Source organism: Megasphaera paucivorans (genome assembly GCF_900103535.1).
Lineage (GTDB): Bacteria > Bacillota > Negativicutes > Veillonellales > Megasphaeraceae > Megasphaera_A > Megasphaera_A paucivorans.
Genome location: NZ_FNHQ01000013.1, coordinates 1 through 22,255, shown reverse-complemented (window position 1 = coordinate 22,255; position 22,255 = coordinate 1). Strand labels below are relative to the sequence as shown.

Genomic DNA, 22,255 nt, shown 5'->3' with positions numbered 1-22,255 from the left:
GCGCGTATCAATATACACGCCTTGCATTCTATCATATTATTTTTAAATATGCGTCATCAAGTTTTTATATTTCTGTTATAATGCGTGTTCCCGCAGCAATTGTTCTGTTTCTTTTAGCCCTTCATAGGAATAAAACACGCGTTCCAGACATAGTCCTCGAGCCGGGGCAGTCGCTCCCAGCCGGGTCCGGTCCAGTCCTTCCAGAATCGCGCGGAACGAATCTACGGTCATGCGGTGAAGTCCCAGATCGACAAAGCCGCCTGCCATATTGCGGACCATATGATATAGAAACCCGTCTCCCAGTACATTGATCTGCAGTGCTGTTCCTTCTCGCTGAAAGGTAATGTCATACATTGTTTTCAGCGGATTCATGGGCGTCGTATTCTGCCCTTCAAAGGCAGAAAAATCATGGGTCCCCAGCAGTATTTCCGCGCCGGCTTTCATCGCTTCTATATCCAGCGGCTTGCGTATGAACCAGGCGTAGCGCAGCAGGAAGGGATCACAAACTTGTGCGTTATTGATAGTATAGCGATAGTGCTTACCGGTACAGTCATGACGCACACTGAAGTGCTGCGGCATTTCCTGCGCCGTACGTATGACGATTTCCGACGGCAGATATCCTTTGGCCGCATAGGGGATTTTCTCTATCGGGATCGAACCTTCTCCGTAAAAATTAACGACTTGTCCGCGCGCATGGACTCCGGCATCAGTACGAGCCGCTCCATAAATCGTGATCGGTGCGGAAAATATACGAGATAAGGCCCGCTCAATTTCCAGCTGAATCGAAGGAGCATTGGTCTGCCGCTGAAATCCGTGAAAATCGGTTCCATCATAGGCAACGGTCAGACAGATGTTCTTTTTCATATAAACCACCGCATCCAAATCAAAATTCCCGTTACGAGAACGATAGCCGCCATGGCAATCCCGTCTCGATAGGTATAGGATAATTCATTCATACGCGTCCGGCCTTCTCCGCCGCGGTAACAGCGGGCTTCCATCGCCGTCGCCAGTTCGTCGGCCCGGCGGAACGCACTAACAAACAGCGGCACCAGCAGCGGTATCATATTCTTGCCGCGCTGCAGTATACTGCCGCTCGTAAAGTTGGCACCGCGGGCTGTTTGGGCCTTCATGATCCGGTCGGTTTCTTCTAATAGCGTCGGGATAAAGCGCAGGGCAATGGTCATCATCATGGCCAGTTCATGCGCCGGCACCCCGATGCGCCGGAAGGGATTCAATATATGTTCGATGCCATCCGTCAGCACGATGGGGGACGTCGTATAGGTCAGCAGGGAGGAAAAGATAATCAAGTATACCAGACGAGCCGTCATCAGACTCCCTTGGTACACGCCTTCCTTGGTAATGGAAATAAATCCGTACTGCCACAGTACGATCCCCGGCGTCGTAAAGATATGGATGCCCATCGTAAACACAATAATAATCCACAACGGCTTCAACGACTTGACGATCAGTTTCAGCGGCAGCCGCGATACCACAAAATTGAGCACCACAAACGCCGTAACTACGCCATAGGCCGGAAGAGATTCCGCAAAAAATATCGCTATGATAAAAATCATCGTCGCCATAATTTTGGCTCGCGGATCCAGTTTATGCAAAAAGGAATGTCCCGGGAAATATTGACCCAGTGTAATATCAGTGAGCATGCGTATTCCCCCTTACCCCCGCATAAATCGAGGCCGCGGCTTCTTCTACGGTCCGCACACGGTCTTCGACCGGCAGACCGCGGCCCTGCAGATACTGCAACACCTCCGTGACCGGCGGCACACTGACTCCGGCACGATGCAGCAGGTCCTGCTGCTTAGCAAATATCTCCAGCGGTTCTCCATCAAGAATAATTTCGCTGTGGTCCAGTACGATCAATCGATTGGCCAGGCGGGAAATATCCTCCATATTGTGAGACACCAGGATAACCGTAATATTTTTTTCTTCATGCCAGCGCTGGACTTCGGAAAATATTTCTTCACGGCCTACGGGATCCAGTCCCGCCGAGGGTTCGTCGAGAATCAGGTATTCCGGATGGATCGCGATAACGCCAGCAATGGCAACACGGCGCATCTGCCCGCCGCTCAGCCGAAAGGGAGAGCGATTGCCATATTCTTCATAATCGAGATGGACGAATTCCATAGCTTCCTTGACGCGCTGTTCTATTTCTTCTTCCGTCAACCCCATATTGCGCGGACCAAATGCAATATCCTTGGCAACGGTCTCTTCAAACAACTGGTATTCCGGATATTGGAACACCATGCCTACTTTATGGCGCATATCCATCGCTGCTTTTGATTTTTGCCTGATATCCATGCCATTGACCGTGACCTGTCCCATCGTAGGATGCAGCAATCCGTTCAACATCTGCACCAGTGTGGACTTGCCGGATCCCGTATGTCCGATGATTCCGACAAAATCGCCGCTGCTGATTTCCATCGTTACATTGCGCAGCGCTGTCTTTTCAAACGGCGTACCTACTCCATAGGTATACGACACGTTTTCTAACTGTATTGACATAATGCGTCCCCTAATTCTTCCTTTGTTATGATCGTACCGTCCAGTGAAATTCCCTTTTCCCGCAGACGCAAGGCCAATTCAGCCGAAACCGGCACATCCAGTCCCATGTCCTTTAGTTCCCGTACATGGGTAAAAATATCCCGGGGCTTGCCATCCATCTGCAGTCTGCCATGATTGATAACAACAACACGATCTGCCGTGACGGCTTCCTCCATGAAATGGGTAATCAAAATAACGGTGATTCCTTCTGCATTCAGCTGATGAATCGTATCCATCACTTCTTTGCGGCCGATCGGATCAAGCATGGCCGTCGGTTCATCGAGAACGATGCATTGCGACTGCATGGCCAAAATACCGGCAATGGCAATACGCTGCTTTTGGCCGCCGCTCAGCAGATGCGGACCATGGTGCGCGTATTGCGTCATATTGACGCGTTCCAGCGCCGCTTTGACACGTTTTTTTATTTCCTCCGACGGCACTCCCAGATTTTCCGGTCCGAAGGCTACATCTTCTTCCACAATGGCGGCTACGATCTGATTATCTGGATTCTGGAAAACCATGCCGACTTTCTGCCGGATATCCCAAGTCAAATCAGGATCATCCGTACGCATGCCGCAGACTTCACAAGTTCCCTCTGTCGGTACAAGCAGAACATTGAAATGCTTGGCCAAGGTAGATTTTCCCGAACCATTCGTGCCGATAATCGCCACGAATTCTCCGGTCTGGATCGATAACGATACATCCCGTACGGCATACACTTGCTTTCCTTCTTCATCCGTATAAGAATGGCTCATGTGATCCAGCTTTATCATAGGTATACTCATTCGTATCTCCTTACATCTCCTATATAGTACATAAAGTGAAAAAACGTTCCCGTTTTTACACGCAATTATTATACAGTGTTTTCCCCAGCTTGTCTATTATTTATGTAAACTTTTTAAAATCACATTACAGTTCACATAATGATATTCCGACCTTTTCTATTCCAACAGCAGCGATCCGAGAAGCTGCCCTTATCCGTTTCCCGCCTGCTTTATAGTATCCGGCTTCCTACTTGGTATACGATAAAGGTAACGATCCAGGCAACGGCAATTTGAAAGACGGCGGAAAAGATCGTCCATTTCCAACTGTGTGATTCAGAGTGTACCGTTGCCAGCGTGGCTGCGCAGGGGATGTACAGCAGGGAAAAGAGCATCATGCAATAGGCATTGAGCGGAGTAAAGCCTACGCTTCCCAGTGTTCCTGCCAGGCTCATAAGTGCCGCACCGGAGTTAATATTGAGTCCGTCAAAAAGGACGACAAAGCTGGATACGACGACTTCTTTAGCAGATATCCCCGCGATAAGCGCTAAGGATATCTGCCAGTATCCCAGACCAATGGGTGCAAAGATCGGCACCAGCCATTTTCCCATAAGTGCTCCGTAGCTATTGGTCATTTCGCCATAGCCGCCTGGGCCGAAGTTGAGAATGAACCACATGATAATAGAGGCGGCAAAGATAATGGTACCGGCCCGGCTCAGATAGTCTTTTACTTTTTCCCATACATAAATGCCCACGGTACGGCTGCTGGGACGTTTATATTCCGGCAGTTCGATGAGCAGCGCATTTTCCTGCGTCCGTTTTTCCACAAGGTTCATGCCCAATAAGGAAAGAAGGGCTACGACAATTCCGATGATATACATGGAATAGGCTGCCAGCATCGAATTCTGCGGGAAAAACATACCTGAAAACAGGATATAAATCGGCAGTCTGGCACTGCAGGACATAAACGGCGTCACGAGCATCGTCCGATACCGGTCTGTCTTATTTTCCAGCGCCCGCGAAGCCATGATCGCCGGCACGGAGCAGCCAAATCCCAGTATCATGGGGATAAAAGCACGCCCCGAAAGTCCCAGCCGTTCCATAATGTCATTCATAATAAAAGCGACACGCGACATGTAGCCGCTGTCTTCCAAAAAGGCCAGTGTCAGAAATAAAATGCAGATATTGGGCAGAAAGGTCAGGATACCGCCGACCCCGGCAATAATTCCTTCGACGACGAGTGAGATGAGCATATCATTGGCTCCGAGCAGGGTCAGCCCGCTGGTCGCTTGTGCGGATATGACATCCAGTGCCAGTTCAAAATAGGATTTTAAATAATCACCCACATAAAAAGTCAGGAAAAATACGCCGGCCATGATCAGAAGAAATACGGGTATACTGAGCCATCGGTTGGTCAATATACGGTCTGCGTATTCTGTGGCGGCTACTTTTTCCTCTCGGTTGACGACTACTTCATGTATGATTTCCTCGATAAAATCATATTTTTGGTTAATAATATCCGTTTCATAGCTTCTATCAACAATACGGCCTTTCTCATCGATCGGGTAGTTCCTCGTGACCTCCGCATCTTGCTCCAACAGTTTGAGTGCATGCCAGCGGTGATTGAACATCTGCGGATACTGCAGCTTGAGTTGTTCTTTGATGACATCGATCTTGTCTTCCAGCAGGTCGCTGTACACCATGGCAAATTCACTGTGGTGGTTATGCCGATGCCGGGTATGACTGGAGTGATCGTGTACGAGCCGGTCCGGATGGACATGGTCTCGATGATGAATGGCCGCATGCAGGAGCACGCTCAATCCGCGCCGCTTTAGGGCCGATACTGGAATGATAGGAATGCCGAGCATTTCCGGCAGGCGGTGCAGGTCAATTTCCATGCCCCGCTTTTCTACAATATCCATCATATTCAGTGCCATCACGACCGGTTTTCCCAGTTCCAGGAGCTGCAGGGTCAAATACAGATTTCGTTCCAGCGCCGATGCATCTACCACGTCGATAATGACATCGACTTCATCGCTCAATATAAAATTACGTGATACTTGTTCTTCCATGGTATAGGAGGTCAAGCTGTATGTTCCGGGTAAATCGACAAGATGTATAGTGACACCATGATCGACAACAGAGCCTTCTACTTTCTCTACCGTTACGCCCGGCCAATTGGCCACTTTGAGGTTGGCTCCCGTATACGCATTAAACAGTGTCGTTTTACCGCAGTTCGGATTCCCGATAAATGCCACTGTCAAATCTTTGTGTGCTATGCCATGCCGATAGCGGTGCAAATGCTTGCGTCCGCTCGAGGCATTCGATACATCCTGTTCCACTGTATTCAACTCCTAACTTGTATACGGCTGGAAATCCCTTTACCGATAGCCAGCCGTGTCCCGCGTACCTTAATAATCAAAGTACCGGCATTTTTATTGTTCAGGACCGCGATTTTCGTTCCTTTTGTCATCCCTAGCGCCTGCAGGCGCTTCTCCATTTTAGTCGGCAGCGATAGTTCTTCTACAAGATAGGTCATTCCTACTTTTCCCTGATCCAACGTCATTCGTCCGCCTCCCCCCTCTGTATTCTCAGCTGCACGCTGTATCTCAGCGTGCGTGCTCGGCTCCGTATGCATTGTCACCGGAGTTTCCTTTTATGGTAAAGAGCGCCAGATACGATACGGCGGTAATGGATTGCACAAGAATTTCCAAGTTGTGCAGTCCCAGTACGGGAGCTACCAGGCTTCCTATATAGCAGACATAGGGTACGATAAATAACGCGCCGGATTTATTGAAATCATGACACCGTCTGATACCCAAGGATATTTGTGCCCAAACGACAGGAATCGTCAATACGATAAATATAATTGCAAAAACAGCGGCAAGTTCCGGGCGTCCAATAATCAGTGATTCCACAAATTTGCTGTACAGAATCAAGGAAAACAGAATCTGTGCAAAAACAAGGACCAGGGTCCGCAAAATAAACGGGCGGCGCTGTACGCGTCCGTGAAACGTGTAATATTTGGCTTTGAGATCCTGCCAATCACGAAAACTTACTGCGTTGTTTTCTCCCACGCGGCCGACCGGCATGGCAAGTCCTTTTCGGATTTTAATCGATTGATCCGACCGTTTCTTTAATTTGATCTTTTTTTCTCGAGACATAATTTCCTCCTAACGGCGCTCAAAAAGCTTGTGCTTACATTTAGCTATCATAGTAATGGTATCATATTCTACGATCTTACTCAAATGAATTTGACCGGAAGATACAAATAAAAACTTCTTACTTGTTCTATCCGTTTCCGATTACCGCGTATCATGATATAATAAGTCTATCTTACATTAGCTAAAGGAGACTCTTATATGGAAAAACATGTATATACAAATCTTGTGAATTCGGAAGGAATATTCACCTACAATTTCTTCTGCGAATCTATTATCAGCAGCATGCATACCTTGCTGCACATCATGGAACATGCCAAATTGGATCCGCCGGAACAGCTGGCGCAGATTCCCGATATGCTGGCCCAGATGGGTACGAATCTCATGCAGGATTATAGTGAAGAAAAAGTGGATCTTGATCGGCTCAAAACAGAAATGGTCGATTTTTATAATGTCGCTTTTGCCGTTAACGAAGCGATGGTTCCCGTCGTAACACATGGCAGCGATGAACTGCAGTATTATTATTTCGTGTTCGAACAGGGAATCAAAATCATGTTTCCTACCCTGCTCGAAAATATTTCCATGGATTTACCGGAGGATGTCCACGCCGATGCCTTCATGGATGAAATAATGACTGAATTCATCCAATAAGCATACCCGCAAAAACGGGTACATGCTGCCGCAGCACAAGCTGCAGCAATATGTACCCGTTTTCTTTATATCTTCTGTTAGTTCAATACAAAAAAGTGCAGGAAGGATACCAGTGCGACTACGAATCGATAGTAGGCGAAACTTGCCAAACTGGACTTATTGAGAAATTTAAGAAACCAGAGAACCGAAACGTAGGCTACCGCAAAAGCCACGACAAATCCGATCGCAATCATGATCAGATCCCCGCCGGCGAGGTTACTCAGATTTTTGAGCAAATCATAAATACAGGCCACGACCATGACCGGTACGGCGATAATAAAACAAAAATCGGCAGCGCATTTACGGCTCAATCCTAAAAACAGACCACCGGAAATCGTCGATCCGGAACGGGAGAACCCCGGCCATAAGGCCAGTATTTGAAAGGCCCCTACCAAAAAAGCCTGCATGATCGTCATTTTTTCCACATCGTCACACACAACCCGCATATGCACTTTTTCCGCAGCCAGCATAAAAAAGCCGCCGAGGATCAGCCCGATGATAACGGTGCCGGGAGAAAATAAGTAGGTCTTGATCGCATGATGCGCCAAGTAGCCGACACCCATGACCGGAACAATGCCGGCCGCGACATGGGCTAAGGTCAGCCCCGTATCATGGCGGAACCAGTTTTCCCGGCGATACATATTCCAGCACCGGTACTGCCGTGCCATGCGTAAAAATTTTTCCTTGTAAATCAATAGAACGGATAAGATAGCCCCTAGCTGAATAAACACTTCAAAGACGCTGGCCCGCGGTCCGTCAAAGCCCAGCCAGTCGCCGACGAGGATCATATGCCCCGTGGAGGAAACAGGAAGATATTCTGTCAATCCTTCGACAACGCCGAGTATGACCGCAATGATATAATCGTTCATTCGATGATTTCTCCTTTATGTATACGATAAAATAATATGAACCATACTGAAATATTATACCACGCGGAAAAAGAGAAAAAAAGTATTTATACCCAGTATATACAGAAGTTTCCCCGCAGACCTTCCTAGGAGCGACTATATTTCCGGTAATATTCCTCTAATAGCGCAAGAATGCGAATGCCGATTTGACGATAGTCCTCGTCCGGTAAATTGGCCTGAGAGATACGCAGCGTGCCCGCCGGTGCATCAAATCCCATTCCCGCCATCAAAACCAATCCTTTTTCTTTTGACAGACGCACTAGAAAATCTATCTGCTCTACATTTTTTTCCAGATACGTGCGGAACGATTTTCCGTATTTTTGTTCTGCTATATGGTATATATCGATAATCGTATAATATTTTGCGCTGGTCGGCGAATTGTCTTCCGGAATTCCCAGTGCCTCGCACAGTATATGATATCGCCGTGCCACAATGGCATCTGCACTTTTAAAGTACATGTCTTCTTGTTTTTGGCAGACCAGATGCGTCAGGGAAAATAACGCCATCAAACATTGCTGCGGTGTGCTTAGGCCGCTGGTATGATACAACCCGATCGAGCGGCTGTCTGCACAAATACGGTCTAATATAGGCAATTGCCGTGTCTTTGTCGTTACAATGGAATAATCGCTGTCTAATATGCATTTTTCTTCTTCCGGCAGCTTTTCCAGCAGATCATTACACACATTGTGTTCATTGGCGGCAATTAATCCCAATCTCCATCCGGTACATCCGAATAGTTTGGAAAACGAGTATACCAGCAGGGTATTATACGGAGCCAGTCCATACACCGACTGGAACCGATCGACAAAAGTCCCGTATACATCGTCGGTAATAATGATCAGGTCCTTGCGCTGATCCACAATTTTCTTAAGCTGCCGCAAGGACTCGCTTCCCAAGGAGTGTGCGCCGGGATTGGAGGGATTTACGAGAAAAAATGCCTTGATGGCCGGATCAAGAAGTTTTTCCATTTCTTCTTTTGCGATTTCCCACTTGCTTTCTTTTGTAGAGGTCACGTTAATCTCGGTTAATTGAAAGTTTGTAAGGCGTGGTATCTGGATATATGGCGTAAAAATCGGCATATTGATGGCAATTTGATCGCCTTCATGCAGCAGCCTGTTGTGTTTGAGTGAATCAAAAATATATACAATCGCCGCGGTTCCGCCTTCAACGGGAAATAGTTTTGTCGTCTTTGCCAATCCCGTTTGCGGATACAAGGTCTCCTCCAAATATGCATTGAGGACTTTTTCCACATTTACCAGACATCTGCTGGGAACGGGATAATTATTTCCTGCAATACCATTGGATAATTCAAGAATACACTCTTTCTTATCAATGGACAGCGTATGCTCGGCATATTCCATCGCTTCACGAATAAAGGAATCCACACGGTTTTCTTGACTGAAAAACTGATCAAACCGGCTTTCGATCTTATCGCCTTCGATATATCCGGCTAGATCGCCGTCCTGCATCGTACGTTCTGATTCAACCATGCCAAATTCAAGAAACCGGGCAAATGCACGGCGTCCCAGCGTATTGATCCAGTTAGGATTTCCTCGTCCGGCATTCAAAAACGTACTGTACTTTTTATTTTTTTGTGCTAGATCAATTAATTTGTTGCTTACTTCAAATACTCCCAGTTTTTCCCATTCCCGTTCATAGGCTTTTTTTATCATTCTCTTCTCCGTTCATACGTATTTGTTGAAAGTATTAACGCAGCAGCCGCAGCGCTGCCAAATACCCGCATCATAAAAAAGTACCGCCCTTCGCATGCGTTTCTTTAAGGTAATAGTATCTATTTACTTTTCATTTGTCAATCGGCAGGCGGCAGAGTTGAGCGATAATTTATTTTTCAATACGCTCGTCTTGCTCCATTCCAATCCACTTTTTAAACGGAACAGCTGCCCTTTTGCCGAACGGATACTGTACCTCCATACAAAAAGAGGCTGTACTGACAGTATCCTAGTCAGTACAGCCTCTTCACCGTGCCTTTTAATCCAAAGAAACTACATGATTCATGTTTTCTACCTTAAACTTAGCATATTTTGGATCCCCATTATGTTCAAAGTACAGTGTATCTTTTTCAATGTGTCCACGCCAGCTCACGATCAGGGGGCATTCATGACTGAGCTGTTTTAGCATCTTTACGGGATTCAGGTTCAAAATTGGTGCAAATAAAAACCCAACATTGTCAATCATTACTACACGTGCATTCAGTCTGTGAATCGCAGCCGAGATAAGAGAAATCGCTTGTTCGGGACGATCGGCCCGTGGAATTTCCAAAAACTCATCATCGAATAGTTCTTTTGCATCGACGATCTTCCATCCTTCCTGGTACGTTAATTCTCGAATCAGTCTACTTTTGCCGGAGCCCGGACCGCCGATAAGAATCAGCAATTTTTCTTCATCCTGGGCAATGTACTTCCAGCGTTTCAAAACCTCTGCATCTGTAACCATAGGAATCACCTTCATCTGCTTTATTGTTATCTTTATTATACTGGAACTGGCCTGCATAAGTAAAGGCTTTTGTCTATCTAAATTTTACATGGTTCCTATAAGCCGTAATGCTTGCCTATGCTTCCAGACCATATCGCTTCTTGGGATTCTGCAAATCTTCGATAGGAGTATTGAGAAGAAGCACATCCTCCACATAATTTTGCGCATGATCCACAACGAATAACAGGGAAGTGCCTTTTTGGTATGGGTTGTCATAGAAATATCCGTCGACAGATTTGCTGCCGTCGGAACCTTTTTCCAGCCGCTGCGGCAGTCCGTACAGCCCTAAAATCGTAGATACATGATAGCCTAACGTCGCTCCACGGTTCGTATAGGCATTATTTGTCATCAGAAACACACGCTTTATCGTATTGTGTCGATCTATTTCCACTCCATAATCACCGTAGATCCAAAATTTGTTGCCCTTATTGGTTATCATATTAGTCCACATATTATATTTATTGGCTTCAAATGGATCTTCCAGTGAAAATCCCATAAGGGAAAAATCTCTGGGAGCAAACATGGCATTGATCGGCAATGTCTCACTCGGTGGATCGATGTACGGTGTGCGCGGCGGCATCAGCGCGATCCGTTCCACTTTCCGGTTATAGATGGCAAAAACAAGCATCGTATCTTTTCGCGGACTCTCATATACCATGTAATAGATATTGGAATCCGTATCACGCAAAATATTCGTCGGTGCCCCGTACCGCCGTATGACCGACTCCACCGGATATCCCAGATGGATGTCGCGGCCTGCCGCTATATTCGTTCCCTGCGCCAGAAAGATAGAATTGACGCCGACTTGTACACGGTTTCCCTGTTCGTTCGGCTCTTTGAGCATATCAATCGTATCGTTGCGCAGAACGACCCGCAGCTTTTGCGTGTCATCATTATACCGCAGCGTAGTATAGTGTTCACTAACCAAATATCTTTCCGGACTGCCCAGTACACGCCGTACTTTCGTCATCATATCGCCGGCACCCAGGCCCCCGATGGTAAAATCTTTTTCCGTCAGCGGTATAATATACAAGGGAATTACGGCCATATCGGATAATTTGGGATTGGGTATTACTTCCTCCTCATAACGGTCTTTTCCTTCGGGTTTAGCCAAGTTCGCGTCCTTGGCCGCATCATTTTTTGCGGTGCTGTTACGCGGTGTTCCGGTCGTTTTTGTAGTATCGTCGGCCTGCGTCGTTGCTGTCGTAGTCGTTTTTCCCGCCGTCTTCCCTACTGTCTGTTCTATCGGCATAGGGTGTTTGCGGATAATGATCGAATCCGGCTCATCCGATGCTGCCCACGCTGCAGCTGTATAAAAACTACCAATGAGTAGTGCTGCACCCAAAATTCTTCGTGAGCGTTTCATATTATTTTCGTCCTTTCTCCATGTAAAGAGTAAAAACACCCTTTGAAGCCGTTCTTTCAAAGGGTGTTTGATTATATTATTTCTGTTCCGGCCGAGTCAGTGGGAATAGCAATACATCACGGATAGAGGCGCTGTTCGTCAAGATCATGACGAGACGATCGATCCCGATTCCTAAACCACCTGTCGGCGGCAATCCATATTCCAAGGCGCGGACGAAGTCTTCATCCATCTGATGCGCTTCGTCATCACCCATCGCCCGTTCTTTCATCTGCTGCACAAAACGATCTCGCTGGTCAATCGGGTCATTTAATTCGGAAAATCCATTTGCCAGCTCGCGGCCGTAAATAAAGCCTTCAAAGCGATAGGTCAGCAGGGGATTTTCGCGGTCTTGCTTGGTCAGCGGAGAAATTTCCAGCGGATGTCCCGTAATGATCGTAGGCTGCATAAGGTTTTCTTCTACATAGTCTTCAAAGCAGGCGTTAATGATCTTGCCGATACCGCAGTGTTCCGTATATTCAACGTGGAGTTTATCCGCTATGGCTCTGGCTTCTTCGATCGTAGTAACCTGTCCGAAATCTTCACTTGTATATTTTTTAACAGCTTCGATCATGGTCATGCGGTTCCACGGCGGCGTGAGGTCGATTTCCATGTCCTGATAGGTGATCTTGGTTGTTCCGTAAAGCATTTTGGCCAATTCAGCCGTCATTTCTTCGGTAATGCGGATCACGTCTTCCAAATCGCCGTAGGCTTGGTACAATTCTACCGTCGTAAATTCCGGGTTATGGCGGGTATCAATGCCTTCGTTGCGGAAGCAGCGGTTCATTTCATATACACGTTCCATCCCGCCGACGACGAGACGTTTCAAATGCAGTTCCGGAGCAATACGCAGGAAAATATCCATGTCCAGTGCATTATGATGCGTTTTGAACGGTCTGGCTGCCGCGCCGCCGGCAATCGTATGAAGCATCGGCGTTTCTACTTCCAGGAATTCTCGTTCGTCGAGATATTTGCGGATCCCTTTAATAATTTTGGAGCGTTTGATAAAGGTATCTTTGACTTCCGGATTGACAATAAGATCCAAATAGCGCTGGCGGTACCGGGTTTCCGTATCCGTCAGGCCATGCCATTTTTCCGGCAGCGGCCGCAGTGATTTGGACAGCATCTTCCATTCGTCGACACGGACCGTAGTTTCTCCTGTATGAGTCGTAAATACAGTACCTTCCACTCCTACTATATCGCCAATATCCAATAGTTTAAAGAGTGTATACGAATCTTCTCCGAGAATGTCTTTACGGAAATAGAGCTGTACTTCGCCGGTAATATCACGCAATACACAGAATGCCGTCTTGCCATGCCGGCGGATCGCCATTAAACGTCCGGCAACCCGTACTTTTGCTTCATCCTTTTCCAGCGCTTCGGCATTTTCTTTTACGTCCCGGGCATGATGATCCCAGTTGTATTTTTCACCAAACGGATACACACCGGCTTCGCTGAATTCCTTCATTTTTTCCCGGCGTACGATCATTTGATCATTTAACTGTTCTTCTTCTATAACAGGTGTTGCTTGCTTTTCTTCGGACATGTAGTTCCCTCCTGCTTCTTATTCCGCATCGGGCGGTAATATACGATACTTGAGTTGTCCCGCCGGTGCTTTTACAGATACAATGACAGGATGCTGCTTATTGATGTTTTTACCCAAAATCGCCGCGCCTACGGGTGATTCATTAGAAATACGATTATTGAACGGATCGGCTTCTGCTGTGCCAACGACAGTATAGGTAAAGCGGTCGCCTGTTTCTACATCTTCCAAAACGACTTTAGAACCCAGGCTGACTCTGGCCGCGCTGTCCTCCGATTCTTTTATGATTTTAGCCGTGCGGATTTTGCCTTCCAATTCGGCAATACGTCCTTCGATAAAAGCCTGTTCGTTTTTAGCATCGTCATATTCAGAGTTTTCACTCAAGTCACCTAAAGCGATCGCTTCTTGAATACGTTCGGAAACCTTAATGCGGCGGACAGATTTTAATTCTTCCAGTTCATCGGTTAGTTTTTTCAGACCTTCTTCAGTGATTAATGTTTCAGTCATAGCTGTGCTCCTTTGCTCGTATGGTCATATACAGAAAATAGTGTCAAGCAGCCCTTGGCACTATACGTGTATCTATTCAATTACAAGTACATTTTATTATATTCTTATATGCCCTGTCTGTCAACAGAGGCACATGGCAGGAAATATACCGTCGGAAAAGCAGGAACCGACCCGGATAGATTACAGCAGTTTCCGGATTATGTTTCTGAATTCCGCTACTCCCGCTGCTCGGTTGATCCGTTCGCGCAGGGCAGCTGATCCGTGCATTCCTTTTGTATACCAGGCGGCATGCGCCCGCATTTCCCGGAGTGCAATATATTCTCCTTTATACGCCAGAAGGCTCTCAAAATGTTCCAGCAATTGTTCATAGCGTTCTGCTGCTGTCGGCGGCGGCAGGATTTTTCCTGTTTTCAGATACATGATGATCTGCGGAAAAATCCAAGGGTTTCCTTGTGCACCGCGGCCGATCATAATCCCTCGGCAGCCCGTTTCTTCAAACATCTGCAGCGCCGAAGGACCGTCTGTGATATCGCCGTTGCCGATGACGGGAATGGTCACGGCCTGCACGACATCTTTTATTTTTGTCCAGTCGGCTTTTCCCATGTAAAATTGCTCCCGGGTCCGCCCATGAACGGTGACCGCAGCTGCGCCGGCCTGTTCGGCCCGTTTTGCCAGTTCCACGGCCGTATTATGGTCTGCATCCCAGCCGGTGCGCATCTTCACAGTTACCGGCAGCGAAACTGCCGATACGACGGCGGCGATAATCGCTTCTGCCCGCGGCAGATCCTTCATAAGCGCCGATCCTTCTTGATTTTTTACGACTTTGTTTACAGGGCAGCCCATATTGATATCCACTACGTCTGCTCCTGCTTTTTCTACCTCCTGCGCCGCATTGGCCATGGTCGCCGGATCGGATCCGAATATCTGCATAGAAAGAGGATGCTCACGTGGATCTATGCGGAGCATCTCTTGTGTATGTCTATTGTGATATAACAGCCCCTTATCACTGACCATTTCTGCACAAACCATCGCGGCTCCGTAGTGCCGTGCAATCACACGGTACGGCAAATCGCAGACGCCGGCCATGGGTGCCAGAATCACGGGAATTTCCAGAGTAACACTGCCGATAGACAGTGGTTTAATGGTTCCGATCATAGATAACCCGAAGTCCTTCCAATGTTAACATAGGTTCTACTACATCAATCGATTTGGCAGCCGGGGCAATAATGACGGATAACCCGCCGGTCGCTACGACCTTGGCTTTACCGCCTAATTCCTTTTTCATCTCTCCAACGACCCCTTCTACCTGGCCGACAAAGCCAAAGAAGACACCGGCCTGCATGCTCTGTACGGTGTTGCGGCAGATAACGCGTTCCGTCGTAACAACCTCGATACGCGGAAGTTTCGCCGTCCGCTGCACCAAGGCTTCCGTCGATATGCCGATCCCCGGCGCAATCGCCCCGCCCAGATAATCACCGCCTGCTGATACGGCACAAAAAGTCGTCGCCGTGCCAAAATCAATAATGATCAGCGGTCCGCCGTATTTAGCATAGGCCCCTACTGCATTTACAATCCGGTCGGCTCCTACTTCACGAGGGTTGTCATATTTAATATCCATGCCCGTCTTAACACCCGGTCCGATTATCAGCGGCATCACTCCGAAATAACGCTGGCACATGCGTTCCAGTGTAGGCATAACAGGTGGTACTACGGAAGAAATTATGATAGCGTCGATTTGATCGGCGTTCACTTCATTAAAATTAAAAAGATTGCGGATCAATACCCCATATTCATCTGTTGTACGCAGACGATCTGTAGAAATGCGCCAATGATCAAGCAAATCCTTTCCGTCAAACACACCTAATACAATATTGGTATTTCCTACATCAATTACAAGTAACATAGTTTTATCTCCCATACATTTTCAATTTCTAGCTTACGCCCTATATAATACCATTGTTTGTATGAAAAATACAGAACTTTTTGAAGGTATAAACAAAATATATGCTATGCTTTTTTCCCTATATTCCGAAAACTCAACCCCGTTTTTTCCAAAGCCTGCGTAATTTTAGATCCGGCAGTCACACCGATGACCATTTTAATCAAATCAAACGGCACAAAGGGTGCGGCACAGAGTAATATGGCCTGATACAGGGCCATCGGCTTATGCAGCATCCAATGGAAATACGCCATAAATCCAAGTACACCCAGTATGTACACCAGCAGAATAGAGAAAACACCGACCGCAAAGGCCAGCAGTCGTTCTTTTCTTTTGGCTCGGCTGCCAATATAACAATAGCCGCAGATCCACGCTTCAAAAATGAAGCCGAGAAAAAATCCGCACAGCGGGCCAAATACCGAACCCAGTCCGGAGCCACCCATGGCAAATACGGGCAAACCGAACGCCCCCAATAATAACCAGACCAAGACACTGAGTGCCCCATAGCGCGGTCCCAAAACAACACCGGCCAACGTCACCGCCATGACCTGCAGCGTGTGCGGAACAGATCCGATAGGAATCGCAAATTGAGATAAAATAGCAATAATAGCCGCAAAAAAAGCGGCACCAATCATTTTTCGAATAGGCATGTATGTCCCTCCCGTATCAAAATATATGATGTCCGCTTCTTATGGTAGCAAAAAAGAATTCAATTGTCAATTTTTATAATCAATTATAGGTTAACAATAAATTATTGTACAGCACGTACCCGTACATCTCCGGCAAGTACCGTTTCTCGTCCCGCTTCTGTTTCAACAATAAGATTGCCGCTGTCATCAAGATCTACGGCTTTGCCTGTAAAGGATCGGCCTGGTTCACTTACTTCTACTTCCTTGCCCATCATCATGGATAAGACTTTCCATTCTGCAAGAATCGGCTTAAACCCTTCTGTTTCCGCAATTTCATAATACCGTTCCAGTTGCAGCAATACTTCCTGCAGCAGCGCCTGGCGATGAACCGGAACATTTTCAATGGTAAAGCTCGTGACGGTTTTTCTCAAGTCCTTCGGCAATTCTTTCTTGGTCAGCGAGGTATTAATGCCGATGCCCATGACCAGATAGTTGATACGTTCCATCGAGGCATTGAGCTCGGTCAATATCCCGACGACCTTGCGGTCCTTGACCAGAATATCGTTAGGCCATTTAATGCCGCATTCCACAAGTCCCATCTTATGCAGTGCCTTGGTCAGCGCAACCGCCGCCAGCAGTGTCATTTTAGAAACTTCCATAGGCAAAAAGGTCGGTCGCAAAATCAGGGAAAACCACACCCCTTGTGCAAACGGCGACAAAAAGCTCCGTTCCAGCCGGCCGCGGCCGCCGGATTGTTCTTCTGCCAAGACGATCGTTCCTTCCTCTGCCCCTTCTTCCGCCAATTTTTTAGCCACATTATTCGTCGAGTCTACCTTTTCTTTGTAGTGAATTTTTTTGCCGAAAACTTTCGTCTGCAGTCCTTCCCCAACTAACTCCGGCAACAAGAGTTCCGGCGCTTCCATCAAGCAATAGCCTCGTTTCGTATACGATTCAATGACATATCCCCGCGATTTTAACACACGGATGTGTTTCCACACCGCCGTACGGGAAATCCCCAGTTCTTCAGAAATTTTTTGTCCGGAAACGTATTCACCTTTATGATTCAGTAAATATTCCAAGATATCTTTTCTCACAGTTCCACCCCATTTTCAAAAAATAAATGACGTTGACAATTTCATTGTAGCATATATGACTCACGTGTCAATTGCTCCAAGTATCCCGTTTTCCGGCATTTTTACGCAAAAGACGACGCAAAAGGGTGCGCCGTCTTTACTCTGTTTACTACTGCTTCTTACATTTTACTCTTTATTATCCGAAATGACATTGCCCCATGGGCTGATGCCAATATGTTCGTCTTCTGTTTCTTTTTTCACCGGCTGTTCCGGTACCTGCGGTTCTTCTGCCGGCGGTACTGCGGATTCTTCCGCTTTGGCCGGAGCTTGTTCTTCAGGCGCTTCCAACGAACCGTATTTAATAATATTTTCCACCTGATGATGGTCGATCGTTTCTACCTGCATCAGCGCATCGGCCATGCTTCTCAAGGCATCTATATTCGCATGGAGAAGTTTCAGCGTATCGGCGTATGCTTCTGATACCATATCGTGCATTTCCTTGTCGATGAGTTCCGCTACGCCATCGCCGTAGTTCCGCTCATGTCCCAGGCTCTTGCCCAGAAAGACCTGTTCCTGCTGTTCGCCGAATACCATCGGCCCCAGTTTGGAGCTCATGCCGAGACGCATGATCATCTGCCGTACGATATTGGTCACGCTCTGCAAGTCACCGGAAGCACCACTGCTGATTTCATCAAAAATAATCTGTTCTGCCGCTCGTCCGCCCAAAGCGACTCGGATCTGCGCCAGCATATAGGATTTTGTTTCATAGGAACGATCTTCTTCCGGAAGCATCATCGTATACCCGCCGGCACGGCCACGCGGAATAATCGTGACTTTATGCACCGGATCGGCTTCTGGCAGCAATTGTGCTACAATGGCATGCCCTGATTCATGAACCGCTGTCAGTCGTTTTTCTTTTTCGCTGATCACATGACTGCGGCGTTCCGGACCAAAGCATACTTTTTCACTGGCTTCTTCCAATTCAGGCATGCCAATGATTTTTTTATTGGCGCGAGCAGCCAGCAGTGCCGCTTCGTTCAGAAGATTTCCCAAATCCGCACCCGTAAAGCCCGGTGTTTTTTTGGCAATCGTTTTCAAGTCGACATCGTTCGCCAAGGGTTTTCCTTTGGCATGGACCTGCAGAATCGCAACACGTCCGCGCAAATCAGGACGATCCACAGTGATCTGACGGTCGAAACGGCCCGGACGCAGCAGCGCCGGATCCAAGATATCCGGACGGTTGGTCGCGGCAATGGTAATAATACCTTCGTTCGCTCCGAACCCATCCATTTCCACCAAGAGTTGATTCAAGGTCTGTTCCCGTTCATCATGCCCGCCGCCAAGACCGGCACCACGCTGACGGCCTACTGCATCAATTTCATCAATAAAGACGATGCAAGGTGCATTTTTCTTAGCCTGTGTGAAAAGGTCACGCACACGGGATGCCCCGACACCGACAAACATTTCTACAAAATCAGACCCGCTGATACTGAAAAATGGTACACCGGCTTCACCGGCAACGGCTCTGGCCAGCAACGTTTTACCGGTCCCCGGAGGTCCGAAAAGGAGGACGCCTTTAGGGATTTTGGCACCTATGCTGTTGTACTTGCTGGGATTGCGTAAAAACTCTACAATTTCTGCTAATTCTTCCTTTGCTTCATCTTCGCCGGCCACATCCTTGAAGGATACTTTGATCTTCCCTTCTCCGTGCATTTTCGCATGGCTTTTACCAAAGTTCATGACCCGGCCGCCGCCGCCCTGCGTCTGCTGCATGATAAAGAACCATACACCAATAAGAATCAGGATAGGCAATACAGAGCTCAGCATGCTCATCCACCAGGATGGCTGTTCCGGCGGCTTGGCGATAATATTGACATCTGCGTCGCGCAAAGCCGGCATCAGTGCCACATCCGTGGGAGCATACGACGTAAAGGCCGTTCCATCTTTCAGCTTACCGGAAATAGCATGATCATTGGTAATCTGAACGGTGTCTACCTTCTTCTGCTGGACCTGATTCAGGAAATTCGTATACGTAATTTCCGATTTATCGGCTTTATTGGTCGTAAAAGCATCTATAAGTGACACGGCAACAATAATAATAAGCAAGTAAAGACTTACATTGCGTACAAATTTACTCAAAATACTGCTCCTTTCATTTCAATCTAGAACTGTTATTGGGTAGTCATACCAATACAATTGTATCATACCACAATTCAGTAAAACCAACAATGATTTTTATTTAGAATATACTTCCGGTTTTAAAACTCCGATATACGGAAGATTACGGTACCGCCCGTCATAATCCAGTCCATACCCTACTACAAAGGCATCGGGGATTTCAAATCCGTTATAGTCGACAGGTACATCCACCTTGCGCCGTGACGGTTTGCTCAGCAGCGTCGCAAGCTTGACGGATTTCGCTTTGCGGGCTCTCAACAGCGGCAGCAGCCAGCTAAGCGTAATACCTGTATCTATAATATCTTCGACAAGCAGCACGTTTTTGCCTTCTACCGATTTATCGAGATCTTTTTTTATTGCCACCTGACCGGAAGACGTCGCCCCCGATCCATAGCTTGAGCAGCTGATAAAATCAAAGGCCACGGGCCGATCAATGATTCTCGCCAAATCCGTAAAAAAAGTAACGGCACCTTTCAGGACACCTACCAGTACGATTTCTTCATTTGCATAATCCTTGGTGATTTGAGCCCCCATTTCTCGTACCCGTTGTTTGATTTGTTCTTCCGTAAAAAGAATTTCTTGTAAGTCGCTATGCATGCAAATCTCCTCCTGTAATAGTGCCTATCATATATAGTGGTGTTTCCGTTTGTACCGAAGCTTCAAATGCCGCTGCCTGTCCGAATATCCAAAGGATATTCTCATTATGTGCTATCAGCGGAATACTGTCCCGCTGTGACAGTGGTATTTTTTTATCAATAAAGTACTTTTTCAACGTTTTGCTGCTATGTGGTCCAAGTCGAATTTTATCACCGGGACGACGATAACGCAATACATAAAAAGCAGAATGTGTATCATAATCGAGTACACACACGTGCAGATCCTTCTCCTGCGGCCGTTCCCGTGAAAGCACAACGGTCAGGGTATATGGTCCCAGCTGATAGGTTCCCGGTCCGTCCAGCGGCACCTTGGTATCATCCCGGCGCCGGGCATCGGGAATCACCGGAATCGCAGTGTCTGCCGGAACGATATGCAAATTGTCATACGTCGTATATGCCCATATCGTCCGGCACCGGAACTGCCGTCCCGTATCCTGAGAGGCCATCGCCCGTAACTGTTCTGTATAATGGAACGGAATATTGCCGGCCTGTCCGGAAATCTGCTGAAACATGTTCCGTACCAGACGCCGCTGCAAGGCTACCGGCAAAGAGGTCAGCTTTTTTTTAGCTATATGGCATCCCGGGGTATCTTGACACACCCATTCGGCATATGCTGCAGCTGTCGCTTTTTCCATATATTCGTTTTCTCCCTGTACAATATCTGCCAGGCGATTCAGATCGCTGACGATATTGGGGTTATACTGCATCAGTTCAGGCAGCAGGCGCCGCCGTATGCGGTTTCGCAGATATATATCCAAATGATTTGTTTCGTCATCGCAGGGAATCAGTCCCTGCCCGGAAATATACGTTTCGATATCCTTCCGCGTAACCGCCAGAAAGGGACGAATAATATCTCCGCTCTTCGGATGCATCCCGGTTAAGCCGGTCAGCCCACTGCCGCGCAGTAAATGCTGCAGCACCGTTTCGGCTTGATCGTTTTGGTGGTGTGCCACGGCAATAGCCGCCGCATGATACGTCGCAGCCGTCCGGCGCAGGATACGGTATCGTTCTATCCGGCCTGTCGTCTCCTCCGATTCGTGCCGTGCCGCTGCCAGTGCCGGGACATCAACCCGCTCGGTAACAAACAAACAGCCTCGCTCCTGTGCCGCCCGACTGACAAACCCAACTTCACGATCTGCTGCCTTGCGTATGCCATGATGGACGTAACAAACGACCAGTTTCAAAGCATACGTCTCCTGCAGCCGCGCCAGCACATCCAGCAGCGCCAGTGAGTCAGGCCCGCCGGAACATGCAACAACGAGCGTATCCCCGGGGGCAAATAAATTATGTTTTAAGCAAAATGCTTCTACTATCTCCAGCATACCTGATCCCTACCATTTTTCCGCCTTATATCTGACTAGCATAGCGGACCTAATACAATTATACATAATACAGAAACACCTGAAAAGGGCTGTTCTGCATCGGGTATGTGTCAAGAAGTTCTCGGTGAATGTATTGACCTAGATAATAGCTAGCCTCATCGACATCGTTTTTTTATAAAAATGCAGGCGTTGAGAAACTGTTAGCTAACTTCCCTATGGCACTGCTGGACGGGCCATTATTGCAAATGCGTCCGTGATGAATCCCTACATGCGTTTGAAAGGGAATCTTCCGCATGACTCGTCTCATCGTCCCACGGAAAGTGCGGCTGACTGGAGCGGTAAACCCCTTGGTCCAGTCGGCAAACGCCTGATCTAATTCCTTGTTTCGTATGGCCGTAATCACTTTCACCATCGCAGTCCCTCCCGTCCGACTC

At 47.5% G+C, this 22,255-nt stretch carries 21 protein-coding genes and 1 pseudogene; 1 reads left to right on the top strand and 21 read right to left on the bottom strand.

The features are described from left to right. Positions 1 to 75 precede the first annotated feature (75 nt). From truA to BLR11_RS07195, 7 genes are all read right to left on the bottom strand, one after another. A complete protein-coding gene (truA, locus tag BLR11_RS07225; RefSeq protein ID WP_091650055.1) occupies positions 76 to 864 on the bottom strand; it encodes a tRNA pseudouridine(38-40) synthase TruA in 789 nt (262 codons plus the stop codon). Continuing rightward, positions 861 to 1,661: an energy-coupling factor transporter transmembrane component T family protein gene (locus BLR11_RS07220; RefSeq protein ID WP_091650052.1), complete on the bottom strand. Its 801-nt coding sequence runs from the start codon at positions 1,659 to 1,661 to the stop codon at positions 861 to 863. Before BLR11_RS07220 ends, truA begins: the two co-directional genes overlap by 4 nt. Further along, positions 1,651 to 2,520: an energy-coupling factor transporter ATPase gene (locus tag BLR11_RS07215; protein WP_091650051.1), complete on the bottom strand. Its 870-nt coding sequence runs from the start codon at positions 2,518 to 2,520 to the stop codon at positions 1,651 to 1,653. The genes BLR11_RS07220 and BLR11_RS07215 overlap by 11 nt, the downstream gene beginning before the upstream one ends. Next, a complete protein-coding gene (locus BLR11_RS07210; protein ID WP_091650048.1) occupies positions 2,505 to 3,344 on the bottom strand; it encodes an energy-coupling factor transporter ATPase in 840 nt (279 codons plus the stop codon). The genes BLR11_RS07215 and BLR11_RS07210 overlap by 16 nt, the downstream gene beginning before the upstream one ends. A gap of 209 nt (positions 3,345 to 3,553) precedes the next feature. Continuing rightward, complete coding sequence (feoB, locus tag BLR11_RS07205; RefSeq protein WP_245675111.1) at positions 3,554 to 5,662, bottom strand: ferrous iron transport protein B; 2,109 nt, start codon at positions 5,660 to 5,662, stop codon at positions 3,554 to 3,556. Between the two features lie 5 nt (positions 5,663 to 5,667). Then, a complete protein-coding gene (locus BLR11_RS07200; protein WP_091650044.1) occupies positions 5,668 to 5,886 on the bottom strand; it encodes a FeoA family protein in 219 nt (72 codons plus the stop codon). 43 nt (positions 5,887 to 5,929) lie between these two features. Further along, positions 5,930 to 6,484 carry a DUF805 domain-containing protein gene (locus BLR11_RS07195; RefSeq protein WP_091650041.1) on the bottom strand — a complete coding sequence of 185 codons (555 nt, stop codon included), beginning with the start codon at positions 6,482 to 6,484 and terminating at the stop codon, positions 5,930 to 5,932. Positions 6,485 to 6,682: 198 nt separating this feature from the next. Between BLR11_RS07195 and BLR11_RS07190 the strand changes: the two genes are divergently transcribed. Then, a complete protein-coding gene (locus BLR11_RS07190) occupies positions 6,683 to 7,132 on the top strand; it encodes a hypothetical protein (RefSeq protein WP_091650037.1) in 450 nt (149 codons plus the stop codon). 77 nt (positions 7,133 to 7,209) lie between these two features. Here BLR11_RS07190 and BLR11_RS07185 read toward each other — a convergent pair whose 3' ends face one another. From BLR11_RS07185 to BLR11_RS07120, 14 genes and pseudogenes are all read right to left on the bottom strand, one after another. Beyond that, positions 7,210 to 8,040: an undecaprenyl-diphosphate phosphatase gene (locus tag BLR11_RS07185; protein ID WP_091650034.1), complete on the bottom strand. Its 831-nt coding sequence runs from the start codon at positions 8,038 to 8,040 to the stop codon at positions 7,210 to 7,212. 125 nt (positions 8,041 to 8,165) lie between these two features. Further along, positions 8,166 to 9,752, bottom strand: a complete 1,587-nt coding sequence (locus BLR11_RS07180) for a bifunctional aspartate transaminase/aspartate 4-decarboxylase (protein WP_091650032.1) — start codon at positions 9,750 to 9,752, stop codon at positions 8,166 to 8,168. Positions 9,753 to 10,068: 316 nt separating this feature from the next. Beyond that, positions 10,069 to 10,533 (bottom strand): BREX-3 system P-loop-containing protein BrxF, encoded by a 465-nt coding sequence (brxF, locus tag BLR11_RS07175; RefSeq protein WP_091650029.1) that lies wholly within the window; start codon positions 10,531 to 10,533, stop codon positions 10,069 to 10,071. A 115-nt stretch (positions 10,534 to 10,648) separates the two neighbouring features. After that, positions 10,649 to 11,938 (bottom strand): hypothetical protein, encoded by a 1,290-nt coding sequence (locus BLR11_RS07170; protein WP_091650027.1) that lies wholly within the window; start codon positions 11,936 to 11,938, stop codon positions 10,649 to 10,651. 76 nt (positions 11,939 to 12,014) lie between these two features. Next, positions 12,015 to 13,520 carry a lysine--tRNA ligase gene (lysS, locus tag BLR11_RS07165; RefSeq protein WP_091650025.1) on the bottom strand — a complete coding sequence of 502 codons (1,506 nt, stop codon included), beginning with the start codon at positions 13,518 to 13,520 and terminating at the stop codon, positions 12,015 to 12,017. Positions 13,521 to 13,538: 18 nt separating this feature from the next. Beyond that, positions 13,539 to 14,024: a transcription elongation factor GreA gene (gene greA, locus BLR11_RS07160; protein WP_091650022.1), complete on the bottom strand. Its 486-nt coding sequence runs from the start codon at positions 14,022 to 14,024 to the stop codon at positions 13,539 to 13,541. A 180-nt stretch (positions 14,025 to 14,204) separates the two neighbouring features. Beyond that, entirely contained in the window at positions 14,205 to 15,179 is a 975-nt protein-coding gene (dusB, locus tag BLR11_RS07155; protein WP_091650019.1) for a tRNA dihydrouridine synthase DusB, read from the bottom strand. Then, entirely contained in the window at positions 15,163 to 15,927 is a 765-nt protein-coding gene (locus tag BLR11_RS07150) for a type III pantothenate kinase (RefSeq protein WP_091650016.1), read from the bottom strand. Before BLR11_RS07150 ends, dusB begins: the two co-directional genes overlap by 17 nt. A 104-nt stretch (positions 15,928 to 16,031) precedes the next feature. Then, entirely contained in the window at positions 16,032 to 16,613 is a 582-nt protein-coding gene (locus BLR11_RS07145; RefSeq protein WP_245675110.1) for a biotin transporter BioY, read from the bottom strand. Positions 16,614 to 16,714: 101 nt separating this feature from the next. After that, on the bottom strand, positions 16,715 to 17,686 hold the full coding sequence (locus tag BLR11_RS07140) for a biotin--[acetyl-CoA-carboxylase] ligase (protein WP_091650013.1): 972 nt from the start codon (positions 17,684 to 17,686) through the stop codon (positions 16,715 to 16,717). A 165-nt stretch (positions 17,687 to 17,851) separates the two neighbouring features. Next, positions 17,852 to 19,804: an ATP-dependent zinc metalloprotease FtsH gene (ftsH, locus tag BLR11_RS07135; protein ID WP_176762905.1), complete on the bottom strand. Its 1,953-nt coding sequence runs from the start codon at positions 19,802 to 19,804 to the stop codon at positions 17,852 to 17,854. Between the two features lie 96 nt (positions 19,805 to 19,900). Further along, on the bottom strand, positions 19,901 to 20,440 hold the full coding sequence (hpt, locus tag BLR11_RS07130; RefSeq protein WP_091650004.1) for a hypoxanthine phosphoribosyltransferase: 540 nt from the start codon (positions 20,438 to 20,440) through the stop codon (positions 19,901 to 19,903). Further along, complete coding sequence (gene tilS / locus BLR11_RS07125; RefSeq protein ID WP_176762904.1) at positions 20,433 to 21,821, bottom strand: tRNA lysidine(34) synthetase TilS; 1,389 nt, start codon at positions 21,819 to 21,821, stop codon at positions 20,433 to 20,435. Before tilS ends, hpt begins: the two co-directional genes overlap by 8 nt. Positions 21,822 to 21,993: 172 nt before the next feature. Beyond that, positions 21,994 to 22,255: pseudogene (locus BLR11_RS07120) on the bottom strand (hypothetical protein); the annotation flags it as partial.